Source organism: Kribbella sp. NPDC003505, assembly GCF_040610875.1.
In the GTDB taxonomy this organism is placed as follows: Bacteria; Actinomycetota; Actinomycetes; order Propionibacteriales; family Kribbellaceae; genus Kribbella.
The window spans coordinates 810,310-825,578 of record NZ_JBEXNA010000002.1 but is presented as its reverse complement, the minus strand read 5'-3'; the positions used below and the strand labels follow the sequence as shown (position 1 = coordinate 825,578).

The 15,269-nt window shown below is 71.3% G+C and carries 21 protein-coding genes; 10 read left to right on the top strand and 11 right to left on the bottom strand.

Annotation, left to right across the window (positions count from 1 at the left end; all coding sequences use genetic code 11):
• Positions 1 to 21: 21 nt before the first annotated feature.
• On the top strand, positions 22 to 396 hold the full coding sequence (locus tag ABZX12_RS08445; RefSeq protein WP_355691082.1) for a VOC family protein: 375 nt from the start codon (positions 22 to 24) through the stop codon (positions 394 to 396).
• 14 nt (positions 397 to 410) lie between these two features.
• On the opposite strand, the gene ABZX12_RS08440 is transcribed toward ABZX12_RS08445, so the two are convergent.
• A complete protein-coding gene (locus ABZX12_RS08440; protein ID WP_355691080.1) occupies positions 411 to 1,064 on the bottom strand; it encodes a response regulator transcription factor in 654 nt (217 codons plus the stop codon).
• A gap of 232 nt (positions 1,065 to 1,296) precedes the next feature.
• On the opposite strand from ABZX12_RS08440, the gene ABZX12_RS08435 reads away from it, so the two are divergent.
• On the top strand, positions 1,297 to 1,938 hold the full coding sequence (locus ABZX12_RS08435; protein ID WP_355691078.1) for a pyridoxamine 5'-phosphate oxidase family protein: 642 nt from the start codon (positions 1,297 to 1,299) through the stop codon (positions 1,936 to 1,938).
• 263 nt (positions 1,939 to 2,201) lie between these two features.
• Here the strand turns inward: ABZX12_RS08435 and ABZX12_RS08430 are convergent, their stop codons facing one another.
• Genes ABZX12_RS08430 through ABZX12_RS08410 form a run of 5 tightly spaced genes read right to left on the bottom strand, consistent with a single transcriptional unit; the run spans position 2,202 to position 5,395 of the window.
• Entirely contained in the window at positions 2,202 to 2,444 is a 243-nt protein-coding gene (locus ABZX12_RS08430) for an SHOCT domain-containing protein (protein WP_355691077.1), read from the bottom strand.
• 12 nt (positions 2,445 to 2,456) lie between these two features.
• Positions 2,457 to 3,008, bottom strand: coding sequence for a hypothetical protein (locus ABZX12_RS08425; protein ID WP_355691076.1), 552 nt, complete (start codon positions 3,006 to 3,008; stop codon positions 2,457 to 2,459).
• 11 nt (positions 3,009 to 3,019) lie between these two features.
• Positions 3,020 to 3,940: a universal stress protein gene (locus tag ABZX12_RS08420; RefSeq protein ID WP_355691074.1), complete on the bottom strand. Its 921-nt coding sequence runs from the start codon at positions 3,938 to 3,940 to the stop codon at positions 3,020 to 3,022.
• A gap of 10 nt (positions 3,941 to 3,950) precedes the next feature.
• Positions 3,951 to 4,829 (bottom strand): universal stress protein, encoded by an 879-nt coding sequence (locus ABZX12_RS08415; RefSeq protein ID WP_355691072.1) that lies wholly within the window; start codon positions 4,827 to 4,829, stop codon positions 3,951 to 3,953.
• Between the two features lie 5 nt (positions 4,830 to 4,834).
• Positions 4,835 to 5,395, bottom strand: coding sequence for a hypothetical protein (locus ABZX12_RS08410; protein WP_355691070.1), 561 nt, complete (start codon positions 5,393 to 5,395; stop codon positions 4,835 to 4,837).
• A 183-nt stretch (positions 5,396 to 5,578) separates the two neighbouring features.
• Here ABZX12_RS08410 and ABZX12_RS08405 point away from each other — a divergent pair, with 183 nt between their 5' ends.
• From ABZX12_RS08405 to ABZX12_RS08390, 4 genes are read left to right on the top strand one after another with little or no spacing between them, the layout of a single operon-like run.
• On the top strand, positions 5,579 to 6,202 hold the full coding sequence (locus ABZX12_RS08405) for a hypothetical protein (protein WP_355691068.1): 624 nt from the start codon (positions 5,579 to 5,581) through the stop codon (positions 6,200 to 6,202).
• Positions 6,199 to 7,164 (top strand): nitroreductase family protein, encoded by a 966-nt coding sequence (locus tag ABZX12_RS08400; protein WP_355691066.1) that lies wholly within the window; start codon positions 6,199 to 6,201, stop codon positions 7,162 to 7,164. The genes ABZX12_RS08405 and ABZX12_RS08400 overlap by 4 nt, the downstream gene beginning before the upstream one ends.
• A 13-nt stretch (positions 7,165 to 7,177) precedes the next feature.
• Entirely contained in the window at positions 7,178 to 7,612 is a 435-nt protein-coding gene (locus ABZX12_RS08395; RefSeq protein WP_355691064.1) for a universal stress protein, read from the top strand.
• A 27-nt stretch (positions 7,613 to 7,639) separates the two neighbouring features.
• A complete protein-coding gene (locus tag ABZX12_RS08390; protein WP_355691062.1) occupies positions 7,640 to 8,053 on the top strand; it encodes a universal stress protein in 414 nt (137 codons plus the stop codon).
• An 82-nt stretch (positions 8,054 to 8,135) separates the two neighbouring features.
• Here ABZX12_RS08390 and ABZX12_RS08385 read toward each other — a convergent pair whose 3' ends face one another.
• Positions 8,136 to 9,185, bottom strand: coding sequence for a zinc-dependent alcohol dehydrogenase family protein (locus ABZX12_RS08385; protein WP_355691061.1), 1,050 nt, complete (start codon positions 9,183 to 9,185; stop codon positions 8,136 to 8,138).
• 163 nt (positions 9,186 to 9,348) lie between these two features.
• Here ABZX12_RS08385 and ABZX12_RS08380 point away from each other — a divergent pair, with 163 nt between their 5' ends.
• From ABZX12_RS08380 to ABZX12_RS08365, 4 genes are read left to right on the top strand one after another with little or no spacing between them, the layout of a single operon-like run.
• Positions 9,349 to 10,215, top strand: coding sequence for a universal stress protein (locus ABZX12_RS08380; protein WP_355691059.1), 867 nt, complete (start codon positions 9,349 to 9,351; stop codon positions 10,213 to 10,215).
• A gap of 1 nt (position 10,216) precedes the next feature.
• Complete coding sequence (locus tag ABZX12_RS08375; protein WP_355691057.1) at positions 10,217 to 11,107, top strand: ABC transporter ATP-binding protein; 891 nt, start codon at positions 10,217 to 10,219, stop codon at positions 11,105 to 11,107.
• 2 nt (positions 11,108 to 11,109) lie between these two features.
• On the top strand, positions 11,110 to 11,913 hold the full coding sequence (locus ABZX12_RS08370) for an ABC transporter permease subunit (RefSeq protein WP_355691055.1): 804 nt from the start codon (positions 11,110 to 11,112) through the stop codon (positions 11,911 to 11,913).
• A 2-nt stretch (positions 11,914 to 11,915) separates the two neighbouring features.
• Positions 11,916 to 12,266: a hypothetical protein gene (locus tag ABZX12_RS08365; RefSeq protein ID WP_355691053.1), complete on the top strand. Its 351-nt coding sequence runs from the start codon at positions 11,916 to 11,918 to the stop codon at positions 12,264 to 12,266.
• A gap of 11 nt (positions 12,267 to 12,277) precedes the next feature.
• Here the strand turns inward: ABZX12_RS08365 and ABZX12_RS08360 are convergent, their stop codons facing one another.
• The 4 genes from ABZX12_RS08360 to ABZX12_RS08345 all read right to left on the bottom strand — a co-directional run bounded on the left by ABZX12_RS08360 (position 12,278) and on the right by ABZX12_RS08345 (position 15,253).
• Entirely contained in the window at positions 12,278 to 12,769 is a 492-nt protein-coding gene (locus ABZX12_RS08360) for a DUF2231 domain-containing protein (protein WP_355691051.1), read from the bottom strand.
• A gap of 69 nt (positions 12,770 to 12,838) precedes the next feature.
• Positions 12,839 to 13,285: an FMN-binding protein gene (locus ABZX12_RS08355; RefSeq protein WP_355691049.1), complete on the bottom strand. Its 447-nt coding sequence runs from the start codon at positions 13,283 to 13,285 to the stop codon at positions 12,839 to 12,841.
• On the bottom strand, positions 13,282 to 13,518 hold the full coding sequence (locus ABZX12_RS08350) for an FMN-binding protein (RefSeq protein ID WP_355691047.1): 237 nt from the start codon (positions 13,516 to 13,518) through the stop codon (positions 13,282 to 13,284). Before ABZX12_RS08350 ends, ABZX12_RS08355 begins: the two co-directional genes overlap by 4 nt.
• A 313-nt stretch (positions 13,519 to 13,831) precedes the next feature.
• A complete protein-coding gene (locus ABZX12_RS08345; RefSeq protein WP_355691045.1) occupies positions 13,832 to 15,253 on the bottom strand; it encodes a ferredoxin reductase family protein in 1,422 nt (473 codons plus the stop codon).
• Between the last annotated feature and the right edge of the window lie 16 nt (positions 15,254 to 15,269).

The window sequence follows — 15,269 nt, the reverse complement described above, 5'->3', positions numbered from 1 at the left end:
AGTGGGGGAAGGAGTCAGGTCATGAAGATTCACGCCACGTGTCTGGACCATGTTGTCCTGAACGTGTCCGACGTCGATGCGAGCCGGCGGTGGTGGTCGGCGCTGACCGGCGTCCACGCGACGCTGGACCATGAGGGCGAGGTGTCGTTCGTCGTCGGCGGGCAGGCGATCCGGCTCCGCGCGGGTACGCCGGCACCGCGGGGATCGATCGGCGTCTGCCTGATCGCAGACGCCTCGATCGACGCCCTGTACGAGCGCGCCGAGCAGTTGCACGCCGCCCACGGCTCAGTCCATCCACGCACGACCGCCACCGCGCCCGCCCAGGCGCTCACGCTGGAGGACCCCGACGGCTACCAGGTGGAACTCGCCACCTTCACCCCGGAAGGTCCCGGTTGAGTCGTGGCCAGGACCTAACCGCGGTTCTGCCGCTTTGCGTGCTCGACCGCGAACACGGCCGCTTCGGTGCGGCGTTCCAGGTCGAGTTTGCGCAGCAGTGAGGACACGTAGTTCTTCACGGTCTTCTCGGCCAGATACAGCGACTGGGCGATCTGGCGATTGGTCTTGCCCTCGGCGATCTCGGCGAGGATGCGGCGCTCCTGCTCGGTCAGCGACGCGTACCGCGGGTCCTCGGCCTCGGCCGGGTGCCGCAGCCGCTCGAGCACCTTCACCGTCATCGACGGATCGAGCAGCGACTCACCGGCCGCCAGCCGGCGGACGGCGTCGATCAGCGCCTGACCGTTGATCTGCTTGAGCAGGTACCCGGCCGCGCCGGCCATGATCGCGGTGAACAGCGCTTCGTCGTCGGAGAACGAGGTCAGCATCAGGCAGGCGGGCGGATCGTCCATCTGCGAGCGCACCTCGCGGCAGACGCTGATGCCGTCGCCGTCGGGCAGCCGCACGTCCAGCACCGCGACGTCGGGCCGGACAGCGGGAATGCGGGCGACCGCCTCCGCCGCCGTCGCCGCGTCGCCGACGACCTCGATATCCGGCTCCGCGTCGAGCAGCTGGTGCAGCCCCAGCCGCACCACCTCGTGGTCGTCGAGAAGGAACACCTTGATGGTCATCGTCGTCTCTCCTTGGCTTCACGCCGTATCCCGCCCCAGCCGGGCGCTCGCTTCAGCATGCCGCTGGTTCCACCGTACTGCCAGGGACATCGGTCCCGACCGTCCCGGGACCTTCGGCGCGTGCCGTCCGGCCCGTCGGGGAGTGACCTCGGACCCTGCCCGCGCGGACGTCCGGCTGATTGGCTGGACCTGTTGGGTGGAACCGACAGTTCGACCGGAAAGGCAGATCCCGATGGACACACAGACCGCAGGCGGGCCGAGCAGCCTCGGCACCCGGATCCGGCACCGCCGGCAGGCTCTCGGTCTGAGCACCGCGGAGGTCGCCGAACGCGCCGCCCTCACCACCGACCGCATCGACCAGATCGAGACCCGGCCGTTCGCGCTGACCGGAGCCGAGCTGCTCCGGCTGGCCCACGCCCTCGACTGCACGGTCGAAGAGCTGACCGGACCGCGGCACCCGGCCACCTCGCACCAGCCGCCGATCGCCCCCGTCCTCGAGCCGATGCGGCAGGAGGAGTGCATCGTCCTGATCCGGTCCGGCTCGGTCGGGCGGATCGCGTACACCGGGATCGACGAGGTCGTGGTGATCCCGGTGAACTACTGCTACCGCAACGAGCTGATCATCTTCCGCACCGCGGCCGACAGCGCCGTCGCACAGTTCGACCTGGAGCCGATCGCCTTCGAGCTGGACCTGTTCGACGAGGGCATGCGGGACGGCTGGAGCGTCCTGGTGAACGGCATGGTCCGCCCGGCCACCGACGCCGAGACCGACGCCGCCCGCGGCCACGTCGACCCCTGGGCCGGCGGCGCCCGCGAGACCTACATGGTCATCGACCCGCGCCGGATCACCGGCCGCCGCATCCGCTCCTGGTGAATCACCCACGCGCCTCCCAACCAGCCATCTACGCGAGACGCTGCCCCAACCCTCCAGAACCCTCCAGCTCAGGGGCAAGACATGCAACGGTGAACGAAGACAGGCAGCGGTACCCGGGAACAGGTAGCGGTGACCGGCAACAGGCGGCGGTGGGTGGAGACAAGCAATAGCCTGTCCCCACCCACCATTTCTTGTTCCACCATCAGCAAAGAGCCGCCCAGTCGGGCCGAGGACGGCCCGACTGGGCGGGTTGCGGTGGGGGTTCACACGTCCAGCTCGTGTTCGCGCAGGCGGGCGCGGGCTTCGTCGAAGTCCTCGCGGGTGATCTCGCCGGCGGCGTACCGGCGTTCGAGGATGTCCAGCGGCGACGGGAGCGCCGGCGGCCGGCGGGGCGGTTGCCGGATCATCCGGACCGCCGCCACGGCCGCAACGCCCACCACGAGGATCCACAGGACGAGCACCAGGACCGACCAGAAAGCCGCGTCCGCGGTCGAGTAGTGCATCATCGTCGGTCTCTCCTATCCGGCGACCCGCGCCGAACCGGTCAGCAGCCGGCCGAGCTCCTCGCCCCAGCGCCGGGCGCGCTCGAGCTCGACGTCGCGGATCGGCCCGGTCGTGTCGCTCACGAAGAAGCTCTCGGACGTGCCGATCATCCGGTAGCCCATCCGTCGCAGCAGCTTCGCCGCCGACCGCGCCGCCGAGCCCGGCAGGTGCCGCACCTTGGCGATCCGGGTGTCGAAGGTCGTCACCCGCAGGTCGCCCGGGCGGCTCCCGTCCGCGCGCTCGAGCGCGCCGAGCCACTCGCGGATACCGACCTCGATCGGCATCACCACATCGGCCTGCTGCACCGCGCCCTGGCGCGTCGACAGCCGGCTCATCGAGAACGCATGCGTCGGTCCGCCGACGACCAGCAGCCGGACGTCGCCGGGGACGACGTCAGGCGCGCGGTTCACCGGCACGGTGTCGGCCGCGACGTAGCGCCGCAGCCCGTCGCGGATCGCCCGTGCGATCCGCTCGGTGTTGCCGAACATCGTCTCGTACACGATCAGCGCACGACCACGCTCGGACATGACTCCTCCTCTCAGGTCGCCGGAACGACGGAGCCGACGCGCCGGGCCACGACCGGTTGTTCCCGCTCCGCCTCGGTCAGGTGATGCGGGACGATCGCGACCGGGCAGGTCATCGCCGCGGTCGACCGGCGCGCGACCGGGTCGATCGGCAGCGGGCCGCTGTGCGCGCCGACGACCACCAGGCCGACCTCGCCGCTCTCGTGCACCAGCGCCGCGGCCGGCGGCCGGCTGCTCAAGAACCGGGTCACCTTCACGCTCGGGAACCGGCTGGTCCACGGCGCGAGCGTCTCGGACAACACGTACTCGGCCCGGCTGATCCAGGAGCATTCCGGATCCTCGTCGACGAACGGGCGCTCGGCCGGCAGCCCGGCGTGCACCACGATCAGGTCGCCCTCCCGGGCCGCCGCCTCGCCGAACGCGAACTCCAGCGCCTCGGCGGACAGCGAGGTACCGTCGATGCCGACAGCAACCTTCCGGTCGAGCAGCGAGGGCTTCCAGGACAGCGGTACGACGACCACCGGGCAACCGGCCCGCGCCGTCAGCGTGAGGTTCGCCTGGGTGTGCACCAGCCGCTGCGGACCGCGGCTGCGGGATCGTCCGACCACCAGCATCCGCGCGTTCCGCGCCGCGTGGGCGAGCACCCGCGAGCGCGATCCCTCGCCGGCGACGGCGGCCAGCTCCAGCCCGTACCCGTTGCGGTGCCGCAGGTGGGCGACCGCCGTACGCAACGCCGCGTCGGCCATCTCGGCCGGCGGCTTCGGCGCGTACGCCGTCATCGGGGTGGCCGAGCCGTGCGCGGAGTACGGCGCCACGAGCACCAGCTCGGCGCCGAACCGCAACGCCTCCGCCGTGGCGTAGTCCACCACCCGGAGGTTCTCCGCGGTCCCGTCGACCTCGACCACAACGGGCCCGGTCCGGTTCCAGGCATTCATCTGTCTCACCTCATACTTGAACGGGTACGACGGCCAGGGGGCACGTCGCGTGATGCAGGGCGCCGCGGGTCACCGAACCCAGCAGGACGGACATCAGCCGCGTGCGGTGCCGGCTGCCGACGACGAGCAGCTGGGCGTCGGCCTCCTCAGCGCCGGTGACGACGCCGTCGACCGCATGACCGCGCCGGGCCTCGATCTGGACGGTCGCGTCCGGGTACTTGTTCTGCCACTCCGCGGCAAGGTTCTCGAGGTGCCGCCGCGCGTTCTCCGCCCATTCGGCACCGGCGCCGGAGGAATTCATCGCGTCCCAGCTGTAGACGGCCGGCAGGTCCCACACGTGCAGCAGACGAACCGGCAGGTTCCGTTCGGCGGCGGCCTCGATCGCGAACTCGATCACCGCGGTGTTGTCGTCCGCGTCGTCGACGGCGACGACCACCGGTCCGGCGTGGTCGGTGGGCTTCCAGCCCGACGGCACGATCACGACCGGCATCGTCAGGTGCGCCGCGTGCGTCACGACCGCCTCCGAGGTGGAGCCGATCAGCAACCGCTTGAACGTCCCCAGCCCGCGACGGCCGACGACCAGCATCCGGCTTCCGGCGGCCGCGTCGACCAGTGTGCGGGCCGGCGGGCCGACCAGCAGACCGGCCTCGTGATCGAGCTCCCCCGGGGTGTCGTCCAGGTAGGTCTGGACCTGGCCGACGAGTTCCGTCGATGCGTCGTCCACCGCGTCCGGCTCCCAGCCACGGGCGTGCCGCAGCCGGTCGTCGATCACGTGCACGGCCTGGAGGGGCTCCTGCCGGAGCAACGACTCCTGCAGGGCCCACTCCAGTGCACCGGTGTCGCGCCAGGAGCCGTCGACCCCGACGTGGACGACCGGCCGCACGGTCATCGTGTTCACCGCAGCCACGGGTACTTGCGAACGAAGTTCAGGCTGCTCCACCACCTGCCCAGACCCCACCAGCTGCCGGCGGCGACCAGTGCGAGGGCGACCAGGGTGATCGCGCCGAGGATGTGCTCGTCCAGGGCCGGGTTGTTCTCCGGCGGCAGGTTCGCCGACCACATCAGCAGGTAGAGCAGCGCGCCGCTGACGGCGGCGATCCGCATGCCGATGCCGAGGGTCAGTGCGAAGCCGATACCGGCCAGGCCGACCATGAACAGCGGGGTGACCCACCAGTCACCGACCAGCGACTGGTAGAAGTCGGCCAGCGGGCCGGAGGTGCCCTTGCCCAGGAAGCCCGCGGTCGGGTCGCCGCCGTCGATCCAGCCCTTGCCCGACGGGGTCGCGTAGCCGAGGCCGAACAGCTTGTCGAAGAACGCCCACAGGAAGGTCAGGCCGAACGCGATCCGCAGGACCGCGAAGGTCCGGCCGGCCGCCGTGGTGATGATCGGGTGCCGATCACCGTCGGGCTCCATGCTCGGAGCGGGGAAGTGACGCCGTTGCGTCGTGGTGCTCATGGTCTCGTCCTTTCCATCGATCGTTCATCTCGATCGTGGGCGATCGCGGGCTCGGCGTTCAGAGTCGTGACACCCCAGCCGCCGGTGCCGAACGGCCCGTGGGTCCCGGGACGTATGCCGCTGCCCGGCGGGAGGGCCGCGGGCAGACGCTGGAATCCCAGAACCGCAGGCACGGAGGTAGCGATGCTGACCGACCAACTGACGTCCGCCGCACTGGGCGTACTGCTGCACGCGGCCGGGACGGCGCCGGGTCTGCACGTGCCGCGCCCGTGGCGCGCCGAGGTCGACGGCCACCTCGTCGACCTCTACCTCGACGACGAGCCGGCGACCCCCGACGTGGTCGCCCGGGTGCGCCGGATCGCGACCGGCGCGGCGGTTTTCAACCTGCGCTGCGCCGCCGCCTCGCTGAGCTTCGACAGCTGGGTCAGCCTGTATCCGTACCCGCACGATCCCGGCCTCGCCGCCCGCATCCTGGTCGAACCCACGGGCTTGCCGGACCGTGAGCTGCAGCAGCTCTACACCGCGATCCTGTCCCGGGACATCGTCCGTCCGGCGACGCCACCGGACGCGCAGCTCCGCCGGATGCTCGCCCGCGCTGCCGCGATCGAGGACGCGCAGCTGACCTGGCTTCCGGTCGACTCGCTGGCGGTCGTCGTCACGAACGGCGCCGAACCCGCCGACCAGATCCGGGCCGGGATCGCCCTGGAGCGCGTCCTGCTCACCGCCACCGCACACGACGTGCGGGCCGACTGCCTGAACCACACCCTGATCCGCTTCGGGGAGCGGACCGGAACGGACCGGAGATGATCGCCGAACTGACCGAGGACGAGGTCGGCATCCTGCTGACCGCCGCCGTCCACGCCCCGTCCATGCACAACACCCAGCCCTGGCGTTTCGAGGTCCACGGCGCGGTCGTCGACGTACTGCTCGACGAGGAACGCGGCCTGCCGTTCGAGGACGTCTCCGGTCGCGCCGCCCACCTCGGCATCGGCGCCGCAGTGTTCAACCTCCGGGTCGCGGCCGCCATGCTCGGCCACGAGACCCGCTTCGCGACGTCTCCCGATCCGGCCCGGCCCGAGATCAAGGCCCGGGTCTACCTGGACGGCCGTGGGACGCCGGTCCCCGATCTCAGCTGCCTGTACGGCGAGGTGGCCCAGCGGCACACGTACCGCGGGCCGTTGCTCGATCACCCCGTCCACCCGACCGTACGGCGCGAGCTCGACGAGGCGGCCCGCAGCGAAGGAGCCGAGCTGCACTGGCTCGAGCCGCCGGACATCTCCGGTCTGCGGGTTCTGCTCCACCAGGCCGACGCCGAGGACAGCTACGACGAGGACCGCCGCCAGGAGCGGGAGACCTGGATCGGCGGCGACCGGTCGGGCGACGGAGTCCCCGAGCGCGCCCTGGGCCCGCAGCCGGTCCGGGAGTCCTTCGTCCGCGACCTGTCCGCCGGCTTCGACAGCACGCATCGCAGCCAGGCTGTCTACGAGACGGCTCCGGCCATCGTCGTACTCAGCACTCACGACGAGGACGCCGCCGCCTGGACACGGGCCGGTCTGGCCCTGCAGCGGGTGCTGCTCGTGGCCACGTCGTACAACCTCAGGGCGTCGTTCCTCGACCAGCTCCTCGAGCGGCCGACGCCGCGCGCTCAGGTCCGCGAGCTCATCGGCGGCCGGTGGCCGCAGATGGTGCTGCGGATCGGCTATCCCGCACAGTCCGACGGCCACGCCGGCCGCCGCGACTGGCGCGAGTCCTTCGACCGCTGGTTCTAGACAAGGAGATCCCATGACCACGCAGCCCGCCCCGATCGTCGTCGGGTACGACGGCTCGACCGGCGCCCAGAGCGCCCTCCGCTGGGCCACCGCGGAGGCCGTCCGGACGATGGCACCGCTCCGGCTCGTCGAAGCGTTCGAACTCGTCATCATCACCCGGCCCTCACCCGGTCACGTCGTACCGCTCGAGGCGGTCCGGACGGCCCGCCAGACCGGGCTCGACGCCGTGGCCGAGAACGTTCGTCTGCACCATCCCGGTCTCACCGTGGAGACACGGCTCGAGGGAGGACCCGCGGCGCGGGCCCTGATCGACGCCGCCGAGGAGGCCCGTACGGTCGTCCTCGGCTCGCGCGGTCTGGGCGGCTGGAGCGGTCTCCTGGTCGGCTCGGTCGCCGTTCAGGTGACCACGCACGCGCAGTGCCCGGTCGTCGTGATCCCGCACGAGTAACAGCAGCGCGCACCCCGGGCAGCAACCGTGGTCGTCGGCGTCGACGGCTCGAAAGCCTCGGCGAAGGCGATCGACTTCGCGTTCGACCAGGCCGAGGCCATGCACGGCGAGGTTGTCGCGGTGCACGCGTGGACGAGCCCGTTCCTGACCTACGACGACGGCGCGTCGATGCTGCAGTTCGACGAGGCGAAGGTCCGCGAGGAGGCCCGGCTGCTCGTCGCGGAGTCCGTGGCGGGCGCGGCCGCCGACCATCCGGACGTGCACTGGACGACCGAACTGACGATGGGCGCCGCCGCCCAGGCCCTGGTCCGGCGCGCCGAATCCGCGGACCTGGTCGTCGTCGGCTCGCGCGGCCGGGGCGGATTCACCGGCCTGCTGCTCGGGTCCGTGGGCCAGACCGTCCTGCACCACGCCCACTGCCCGATCGCCGTCGTGCGCTGAGTGCCTTCAGTGCGAGGGCAACGCACCGCGGTCCGCGACGAGTCGTCGCGGACCGCGGTGCGTTGTGCTGTCAGTGGTGCTGTCAGAACCCCTGCTCCCCAAAGAGCGCGACCTTCAGCGCGCCCGTGGTGGCCGGGTCGGCGAACACGTCGTACGCGTCCTGCATCTCGTCGAGGCCGAACCGGTGGGTGATCAGGCCGGGCAGCTGCAGCCGGCCGGCCGCCAGCATCGACAGCAGACGCGGCGTGGAGAACGTGTCGACCAGACCGGTCCTGATGGTCACGTTCCGGATCCACAGGTCCTCCAGGTGCAGCGTCGCCGGAGCGCCGTGGACACCGACGTTCGCGACGGTGCCGCCCGGGCGGACGACGCGGGTGCACAGCTCGAACGTGGCAGGTACGCCGACGGCCTCGATCGCCACGTCGGCGCCGAGTCCGCCGGTCAGCTCGCGAACCTTCGCCTCGACGTCCTCGTCCGGACCGAGGGCCAGATCGGCGCCGCGGTCGAGCGCGGCCTTGCGCCTGGAGTCGGCGGCGTCGACGACCACGATCCGCGCGGGGGTGAACAGCTTGCTGGTGGCCAGCGCCGCCAGCCCGATCGGCCCCGCGCCGACGATCACGACGGTGTCGCCGGGCGCGACGTCGCCGTTCAGCACGCCGACCTCGTACGACGTCGGCAGGATGTCGGCCAGCAGCACCGCCTCCTCGTTGCTGACGTTGTCCGGCAGCTTGTACACCGACCGGTCGGCGAACGGGACGCGGACCTGCTCGGCCTGGGTGCCGTCGATCAGGTGGCCGAGGATCCAGCCGCCACCGCCGAGGCACTGCCCGTAGTGACCTTGCCGGCAGTACTCGCACCGGCCGCAGGCCGTGATGCACGAGATCAAAATCCGGTCGCCGACCGCCACGCCGCGGACGCCGTCGCCGACGGCCGTGATCGTGCCGACCGCCTCGTGCCCGAGGATCCGCCCGGGCTCGACGGTGGGCACATCGCCTTTCAGGATGTGCAGGTCGGTGCCGCAGATCGTCACCGCGTCGACGCGCACGATCGCGTCCTCGGGATCCTGGATCACCGGATCCGGCACGTCGTGCCAGCTCCGCTTGCCCGGACCGTTGTAGACCAATGCCTTCATCTCGAACCTCCCTGAGCGTTACGTCCCACCCTCGACTCTGGCTCGCGGGCTGCCCGCGGACAGCGGCCGAACAACACGTCCCGGCGGGACCTTCGGCCCTGCCCCGCCCACCCGCGTCCGGCTTGACTGGAACTGCGGTGGTACGACCCCGAGGAGGCACCCGATGACCAGCGAACTGCCGGTACTGGTCGGGATCGACGGATCCCGCGACGGCCTGATCGCCCTCACCTGGGCCGCCTCGTACGCCATCCTGCACGACGCACCGCTGCACGCCGTGTACATCCTCGACGACGACCAGCAAACGCCTCCCGGCGCACCGATCGAAGGCCCGGACGACGGCACCGAGGTGCTCGACGACGCACTGCGGGAGCTCGAGCGGATCGGCTTCCGGTCGGCGTCGCTCGAGGTCCGGCACGGGCACCCGGCGCAGGTGCTGCTCGAGCTCGCCGAGCGGTCGATCGCCCTGGTCGTCGGCCGCCGCGGCATGGGCGGCTTCGCCGAGCTGGTCCTCGGCTCCACGTCCCAGGTCTGTACGGCGCTCAGCACCGACGTGCCGCTCATCGTCGTACCGGACAGCTGGGACCCGGCCGCACCCACGCGCGGCCGGATCGTGGTCGGCATCGACGGATCCGTCGAGGGACAGGACGCCGTGCGGTACACGTTCGAGCTGGCCGCGGCCACGCACGCGGGGATCGTCGGCGTGCACGCCGTCGAGCTGCGGGAGAACTACCCCGATCCGCGCGTGTGGCTCGACCCGGCCCGGCAGCCGTGGATCGACCAGTCGGACGAACTCCTGGCCCAGACGCTCGACGGCTGGACCGCGAAGTACCCCGACGTCGCGGTGGAGCGGCACAGCGTCACCGATCATCCCGTCCGGGTCCTCGCCCGCGAGTCCGCGGCCGCCGACCTGGTCGTCGTCGGCGGCGTCGGGCAGACCGCGTTCTCGGAGCTGCGGCTCGGATCCGTCGCGCGCGGACTGCTCTACCACTCGCAATGCCCGGTCGCCGTCATCCACCACCGGGAGCCGTGACATGGACACCGTCATCAAGACCCGCGGGCTGACGAAGCGCTTCGGCCGGCGGACCGCCCTCGACGGGCTCGACCTCGACGTGCCGCCCGGTGTGATCGTCGGGTACCTCGGGCCGAACGGCGCCGGCAAGACCACCACCATCCGGCTGCTCGCCGGGCTGATCCGCCCGACCGCCGGCTCCGCGATCGTGTTCGGCTTCGACGCCGCCGACCAGTACGACGCCCTGCAGCGGCGGATCGGCTACCTGCCGGGCGAGTTCGCGGCGTACCCCGACCTGACCGGCACGCAGTACCTGGACTACTTCGCCCACCTGTACGGCGGCGTCGACCGGGCCCGGATCGACCTGCTGGCCAAGCGGTTCGACCTCGATCTCGGTGTCCGCATCGCGGCGTTGTCGCGCGGCAACCGGCAGAAGATCGGGATCGTCCAGGCGTTCATGCACGAGCCGGACCTGTTGATCCTCGACGAGCCGACGTCGGGCCTCGACCCGCTGATGCAGCGCGAGTTCCGCACCCTGCTCCGCGAGACCAGTGACGCCGGCCGGACGGTGTTCCTCTCGTCGCACGTGCTCTCGGAGGTCGAGGCCGTCGCGGACACCGTCGCGATCCTGCGGGCCGGCCGCCTGGTGACCGTCCAATCGGTGCAGGCCCTCAAGGACCGCGCCCGGCGCCGCCTCGACCTCACCTTCGCCGACCTCCCGCCGGCTGCCGCGATCCACGCCGTCCCCGGCGTTCACGACGTCACTGTGGACGGCCACACCGCGCGCGTCACGGTGACCGGATCCACCGCCGAGCTGATCCGGGCGGTCGCGCCGTACGAGGTCACCAACGTGCTGAGCCACGAGGCGGATCTCGAGGCCGCGTTCCTCGACTACTACGAGGGCCAGGAGTAACCATGTTCCGCAACGTCTTCCTGAAGTCGCTGCACGACGCCCGCCGCGGACTGATCGGCTGGTCGATCGCGATCGCCGTCCTGGTCCTGCTCGAGTGCGCGCTGTGGCCCTCGGTGCGCGACATGCCCGACCTGAAGGAGCTCTACTCCTCGTTCCCCGAACAGCTGCGCAAGTTCTTCAACCTGGAGGCGATGACGACCGGCGCCGGATTCCTCAACGCGGAGCTGTTCACGCTCCTGCTCCCGGCGCTGTTCCTGGTCTACGGCATCGGGCACGGCGCCCGGGCGCTGGCCGGCGAGGAGGAGCGCGGCACGCTCGAACTGTTGCTCGTGACACCGGTCTCGGGCTCGCGGATCGTCGTCGACAAGGCAGCGGCCCTTGCCGTGTCGGTGGCCGTGCTCGGCGGTGCGCTGTTCGCGGCGACGACGATCGGGAGCCTGGTCTTCGACCTCGGGATCTCGGTACCGCAGGCCGCGGGCGGAGCGCTCGCGCTGACCCTGCTCGGCATCGAGTTCGGTGTTCTCGCACTCGCGGCCGGTGCGGTGACCGGTCGTCGCGGCACCGCGGTCGCTATCGCCGCGACGGCCGCCACGGCGGCGTACGTCGTCTACGCGATCGGGTTGATCCTCCCGCGCTTCGAGGCTTGGCAGCCGTACTCCCCCATCCACCAGGCCTTTCACGGCGGGCCCCTGGGCGCGGGGCTCCAGCTCAGCTACCTGTGGCTGGCCGCCGGGGCGGTCGTGGTCACGGTGTTCGCCCTGCCGGCGCTCGACGGCCGCGACATCTCGACCGCGCACGCAGGCTGACCATGGCCACCATCCCGCGCCGCGACGTCCTCGCCTCGCTGCTGATCGCCTTCCTGCTGGCGGTCCAGTTGCCATTCATTGCGCTCAGCAACCGTGCGGATGCTTGTCTGTCGTTGATGGCGATCGGCGGCGTCGTCCTGCTGCTCGGCGGCGCGCTGCACCAAGACCTCGGTGGATGGCTGGCCCTGTCCCTCGCCGTCGTGTCTGCAGTGACCGGCACGCTGGCGATCCCGCTGCCGTCGGCCCTGCTCTCCACGATCTCGATCGGCTCGATCCTGGTCCTGTGGTCGGTCACGCTCACCACAGATCTCACCTTCCGCGCCCCCGAGCTCGACCCAGCTACTCACCACTGAGGGACCGCTGATCAGGGGCGCGCGGCCCAGTTGCTCCAGCTCGCCTTCGCTCCGGAGTCACCGATCCGGACGACGTCGTACACCGCAGCAGCCGAGACCGCGACCGCGAGCACCGTCAGTGTCACGGTGACGGCGTTCGAGGTCGGAGCGAGAAACGTGCGCCGCGCCGGCGTCCGCCCGGAGCTCTCCCGCTGCCGCCACCAGACCACGAGCGCCAGCGCCGCGACGCCGATCGCCGCGTAGATGGCGGTGTCGCCGAGCTCGGCGTGCCGGTGGACGAGAGGGTTCGCCGCGACCCGGTGCTCCAGCCATTCACCGGCGCTCGTGGTGATCGGCACCAGCACGACGACCAGCACCGACAGCACCGCATTCGGCCCGGCGAGCCGCTTGCGACCCGCGGGCCAGACCGCTGTCAGCGCCAGGAGTGCCGCCGACAACGGAAGCAGGACGACGATGGCGTGCACGAGGAGCACGTGGGCGGGGAGACCGTTGACAGTCTGCATTCAGGTTCCTTCGACTCGACTCGGAGGCCCCACACTGGCAGCCGGATCTTGGGGAATTCTTGGAACGCGTCAGCCCGCCGCACGGAAGTGGGCGGCGTCCAGGGCCGACTGCAGCGACCGGCGGTACCCGTCCGAGGTGAACGTCGCCCCGGACACCGTGTCGATACGGGCACTCTGGGCCGCGACCGCCTCCTGCTCGAGCCGCGGCAGCGCGAACGAGCTGATCTCGCGATCACGCCCTCCTGACGACGGGTAGGCCACCGCGGTCACCGCCACCAGCCGCCGCCCGCGGATGCTGACCCGCACCTGCACCGGTCCGTACCGGGTGCCTTCGGACGTCCCGTTCACCGTCACCTCACCGGAGCCGGTGCTCACGACGCCTGGCGTCGCGACGGGCACCGCGGGAGTCGACACGTGATTCCGGCTGGACGGGTAGAGGAACAGCAGCACCAGCAGTACGCCGGTGGTGCCGCCGACCACGATGTTGCGCCGCAGCCGTTGCGAATGCGCCGTCATCGGGCACCGGCCTGGTGCGCGGCGTCGAGTGCGGACTGCAGCGATCGCCGGTAGCCGTCCGAGGTGAAGGTCGCGCCGGACACCGTGTCGATGTGTGCGCTCTGCGCCGCCGTCGTCTCCTGGTCGAGGCGCGGCACGGCGTACGCGTTGATCTGGTCGGTCTGCCCGTCGCCGCTCGGATGCTGCAACGCGCGGGCCCCGGCGATCCGTCCGCCGCGAACGGTGATCTCCACCTGCACCGGACCGTACTGTGTGTCGGCCACCCCGCCGGCGACGACAACCGACTTCGCCGGCGCACTGGTGCTGGTCGGCCTCGTGGACCTCGTCGGCTTCGTCGACTTCGTCGAGTTGGTCGGCCTTGCCGGCCGCGGTGCCGAGCGGGGCGGTGCCGCCGGTCGGGCACGTGGTGCGGCCTCAGGACTGACGATCGCTGCCCCCGGAGCGGTTGTCTGCGGCTGCATGCTCGCCCGGAAAGCCACCGCCACTACGGCCGTTGTCGCGATCGTCATCAGCAACCTGATCCCGCGCCTCACCCGCGCACTCCTCTCACCACGAGAACCGTTCCTGGTGCAGTTGTCCGGCGGGCAGCCCGGCGGCGAGCACAGCCGCGCAGGCCGCATCCATCCAGCGGTCCGGACCGCAGACATAGACGTCGTACTGCGACAGTCCCGGCACCAAGCGGCGTACGGCGTCCGCGTCGGACCAGGACGCGGCGCTCTCGGGCAGCCACGACGTACGCCCACGCAGCCGCGGGCCGAGCAGGTAGTGCAGCGTGATGCCCCGGCGGCGGGCGAGCTGCTCGAGCTCGTCGCGGAACACGAGGTCGTCGACGCTGTGCGCGCGGTACACCAGAACCGCGTTGCCCGGCGCGTAGTCGAGCTCCTCGAGCAGCGCCCGCAACGGCGTGATACCGATGCCGCAGGCAAACATCGCGACCCGGTCGGTGGCCCGCCGCTCGGCGGTCAGCCGGCCGTACGGCCCCTCGACCGCGACCCGCGTTCCGGGCCGTAGCCGGGCGAGCCGGCTGCTGCCGTCGCCGGCGGCTTTGGCGGTCACCCGGAGCCGGTCCGGTGCGGGTGACGCCGACAACGAGTACGGGTTGCCCCGTGACCAGCCCGGACCGTCGAGGAAGCGGAACACGAAGTACTGCCCCGCCCGGACCGGCATCCGGTGCAGCCCCCGTCCGCCGAGCGTCACGGTCACCACTCCCGGCGCTTCGTGGACGACCTCGCGCACTGTGAGGCCGTGCCGCAGCGTCCGCCACAGCGGCAGCAGCACCCGGTACAGCACGATCGCGCCGAGCGCGGCGCCGTACGCCGACCACCAGTACACCTGCGCGAGCCGAGACGTCGTGAAGTCCGCGCCGGTCCAGATTTCGTGCGGGATTGACAGCCCGACGCCCACGTACGCGTACAGGTGCAGCAGGTGCCACGACTCGTAGCGCAGCGCCCGCCGCGCGACCCTGATCGACGTGAGCACGACCACGGTCAACGCGACACTCGCCGCCGCGGCCAGCAGCATCCCGCCGTACGTCGTGACCACGGTCCACGTCTCACGCAGGACGTTGTTGTGATCGCGCAGCGTGTAGCCGACGAGGATCGCGGCGATGTGGACCAGCAGGAGGTTGAACGACCAGAAGCCGACCAGGCGGTGCCGCCGCGCCAGCTCGTCCTGCCCGTAGCTCCGCTCGATCATCGGCACCCGCGCCATCAGGAACACCTGCACGAGCAGCAGATCCGCGGCCACCAGCCCGGACAACCGCCCGAGCGACGTGAACAGATCGGCCGGACCGTTCAGAAGCGTCTGGACGCCGCGCCCGGACACCCACAGCGCCACGACGACCAGCACGCTCGCCCAGCAGAGCACACCGGTCAGATCCCGCCACCAGGACGGCGTCCGGCGCGGTCGCCTGCGGACATGCGCGATGCGCGGCCGGTTCGCCACCTGTGCAGCACCGCGATTCGTCATACTGCGACGATGACCG

Bases quoted from the DNA above. Each gene is read 5' to 3' on its own strand.
- ABZX12_RS08370 (WP_355691055.1), top strand. From the start codon at position 11,110: ATGTTCCGCAACGTCTTCCTGAAGTCGCTGCACGACGCCCGCCGCGGA.
- ABZX12_RS08445 (WP_355691082.1), top strand. From the start codon at position 22: ATGAAGATTCACGCCACGTGTCTGGACCATGTTGTCCTGAACGTGTCC.
- ABZX12_RS08365 (WP_355691053.1), top strand. From the start codon at position 11,916: ATGGCCACCATCCCGCGCCGCGACGTCCTCGCCTCGCTGCTGATCGCC.
- ABZX12_RS08415 (WP_355691072.1), bottom strand. From the start codon at position 4,829: ATGACCGTGCGGCCGGTCGTCCACGTCGGGGTCGACGGCTCCTGGCGC.
- ABZX12_RS08425 (WP_355691076.1), bottom strand. From the start codon at position 3,008: ATGTCCGAGCGTGGTCGTGCGCTGATCGTGTACGAGACGATGTTCGGC.
- ABZX12_RS08405 (WP_355691068.1), top strand. From the start codon at position 5,579: ATGCTGACCGACCAACTGACGTCCGCCGCACTGGGCGTACTGCTGCAC.
- ABZX12_RS08355 (WP_355691049.1), bottom strand. From the start codon at position 13,285: ATGACGGCGCATTCGCAACGGCTGCGGCGCAACATCGTGGTCGGCGGC.
- ABZX12_RS08395 (WP_355691064.1), top strand. From the start codon at position 7,178: ATGACCACGCAGCCCGCCCCGATCGTCGTCGGGTACGACGGCTCGACC.
- ABZX12_RS08420 (WP_355691074.1), bottom strand. From the start codon at position 3,940: ATGAATGCCTGGAACCGGACCGGGCCCGTTGTGGTCGAGGTCGACGGG.
- ABZX12_RS08380 (WP_355691059.1), top strand. From the start codon at position 9,349: ATGACCAGCGAACTGCCGGTACTGGTCGGGATCGACGGATCCCGCGAC.
- ABZX12_RS08345 (WP_355691045.1), bottom strand. From the start codon at position 15,253: ATGACGAATCGCGGTGCTGCACAGGTGGCGAACCGGCCGCGCATCGCG.
- ABZX12_RS08435 (WP_355691078.1), top strand. From the start codon at position 1,297: ATGGACACACAGACCGCAGGCGGGCCGAGCAGCCTCGGCACCCGGATC.
- ABZX12_RS08400 (WP_355691066.1), top strand. From the start codon at position 6,199: ATGATCGCCGAACTGACCGAGGACGAGGTCGGCATCCTGCTGACCGCC.
- ABZX12_RS08360 (WP_355691051.1), bottom strand. From the start codon at position 12,769: ATGCAGACTGTCAACGGTCTCCCCGCCCACGTGCTCCTCGTGCACGCC.
- ABZX12_RS08440 (WP_355691080.1), bottom strand. From the start codon at position 1,064: ATGACCATCAAGGTGTTCCTTCTCGACGACCACGAGGTGGTGCGGCTG.
- ABZX12_RS08410 (WP_355691070.1), bottom strand. From the start codon at position 5,395: ATGAGCACCACGACGCAACGGCGTCACTTCCCCGCTCCGAGCATGGAG.
- ABZX12_RS08375 (WP_355691057.1), top strand. From the start codon at position 10,217: ATGGACACCGTCATCAAGACCCGCGGGCTGACGAAGCGCTTCGGCCGG.
- ABZX12_RS08385 (WP_355691061.1), bottom strand. From the start codon at position 9,185: ATGAAGGCATTGGTCTACAACGGTCCGGGCAAGCGGAGCTGGCACGAC.
- ABZX12_RS08430 (WP_355691077.1), bottom strand. From the start codon at position 2,444: ATGATGCACTACTCGACCGCGGACGCGGCTTTCTGGTCGGTCCTGGTG.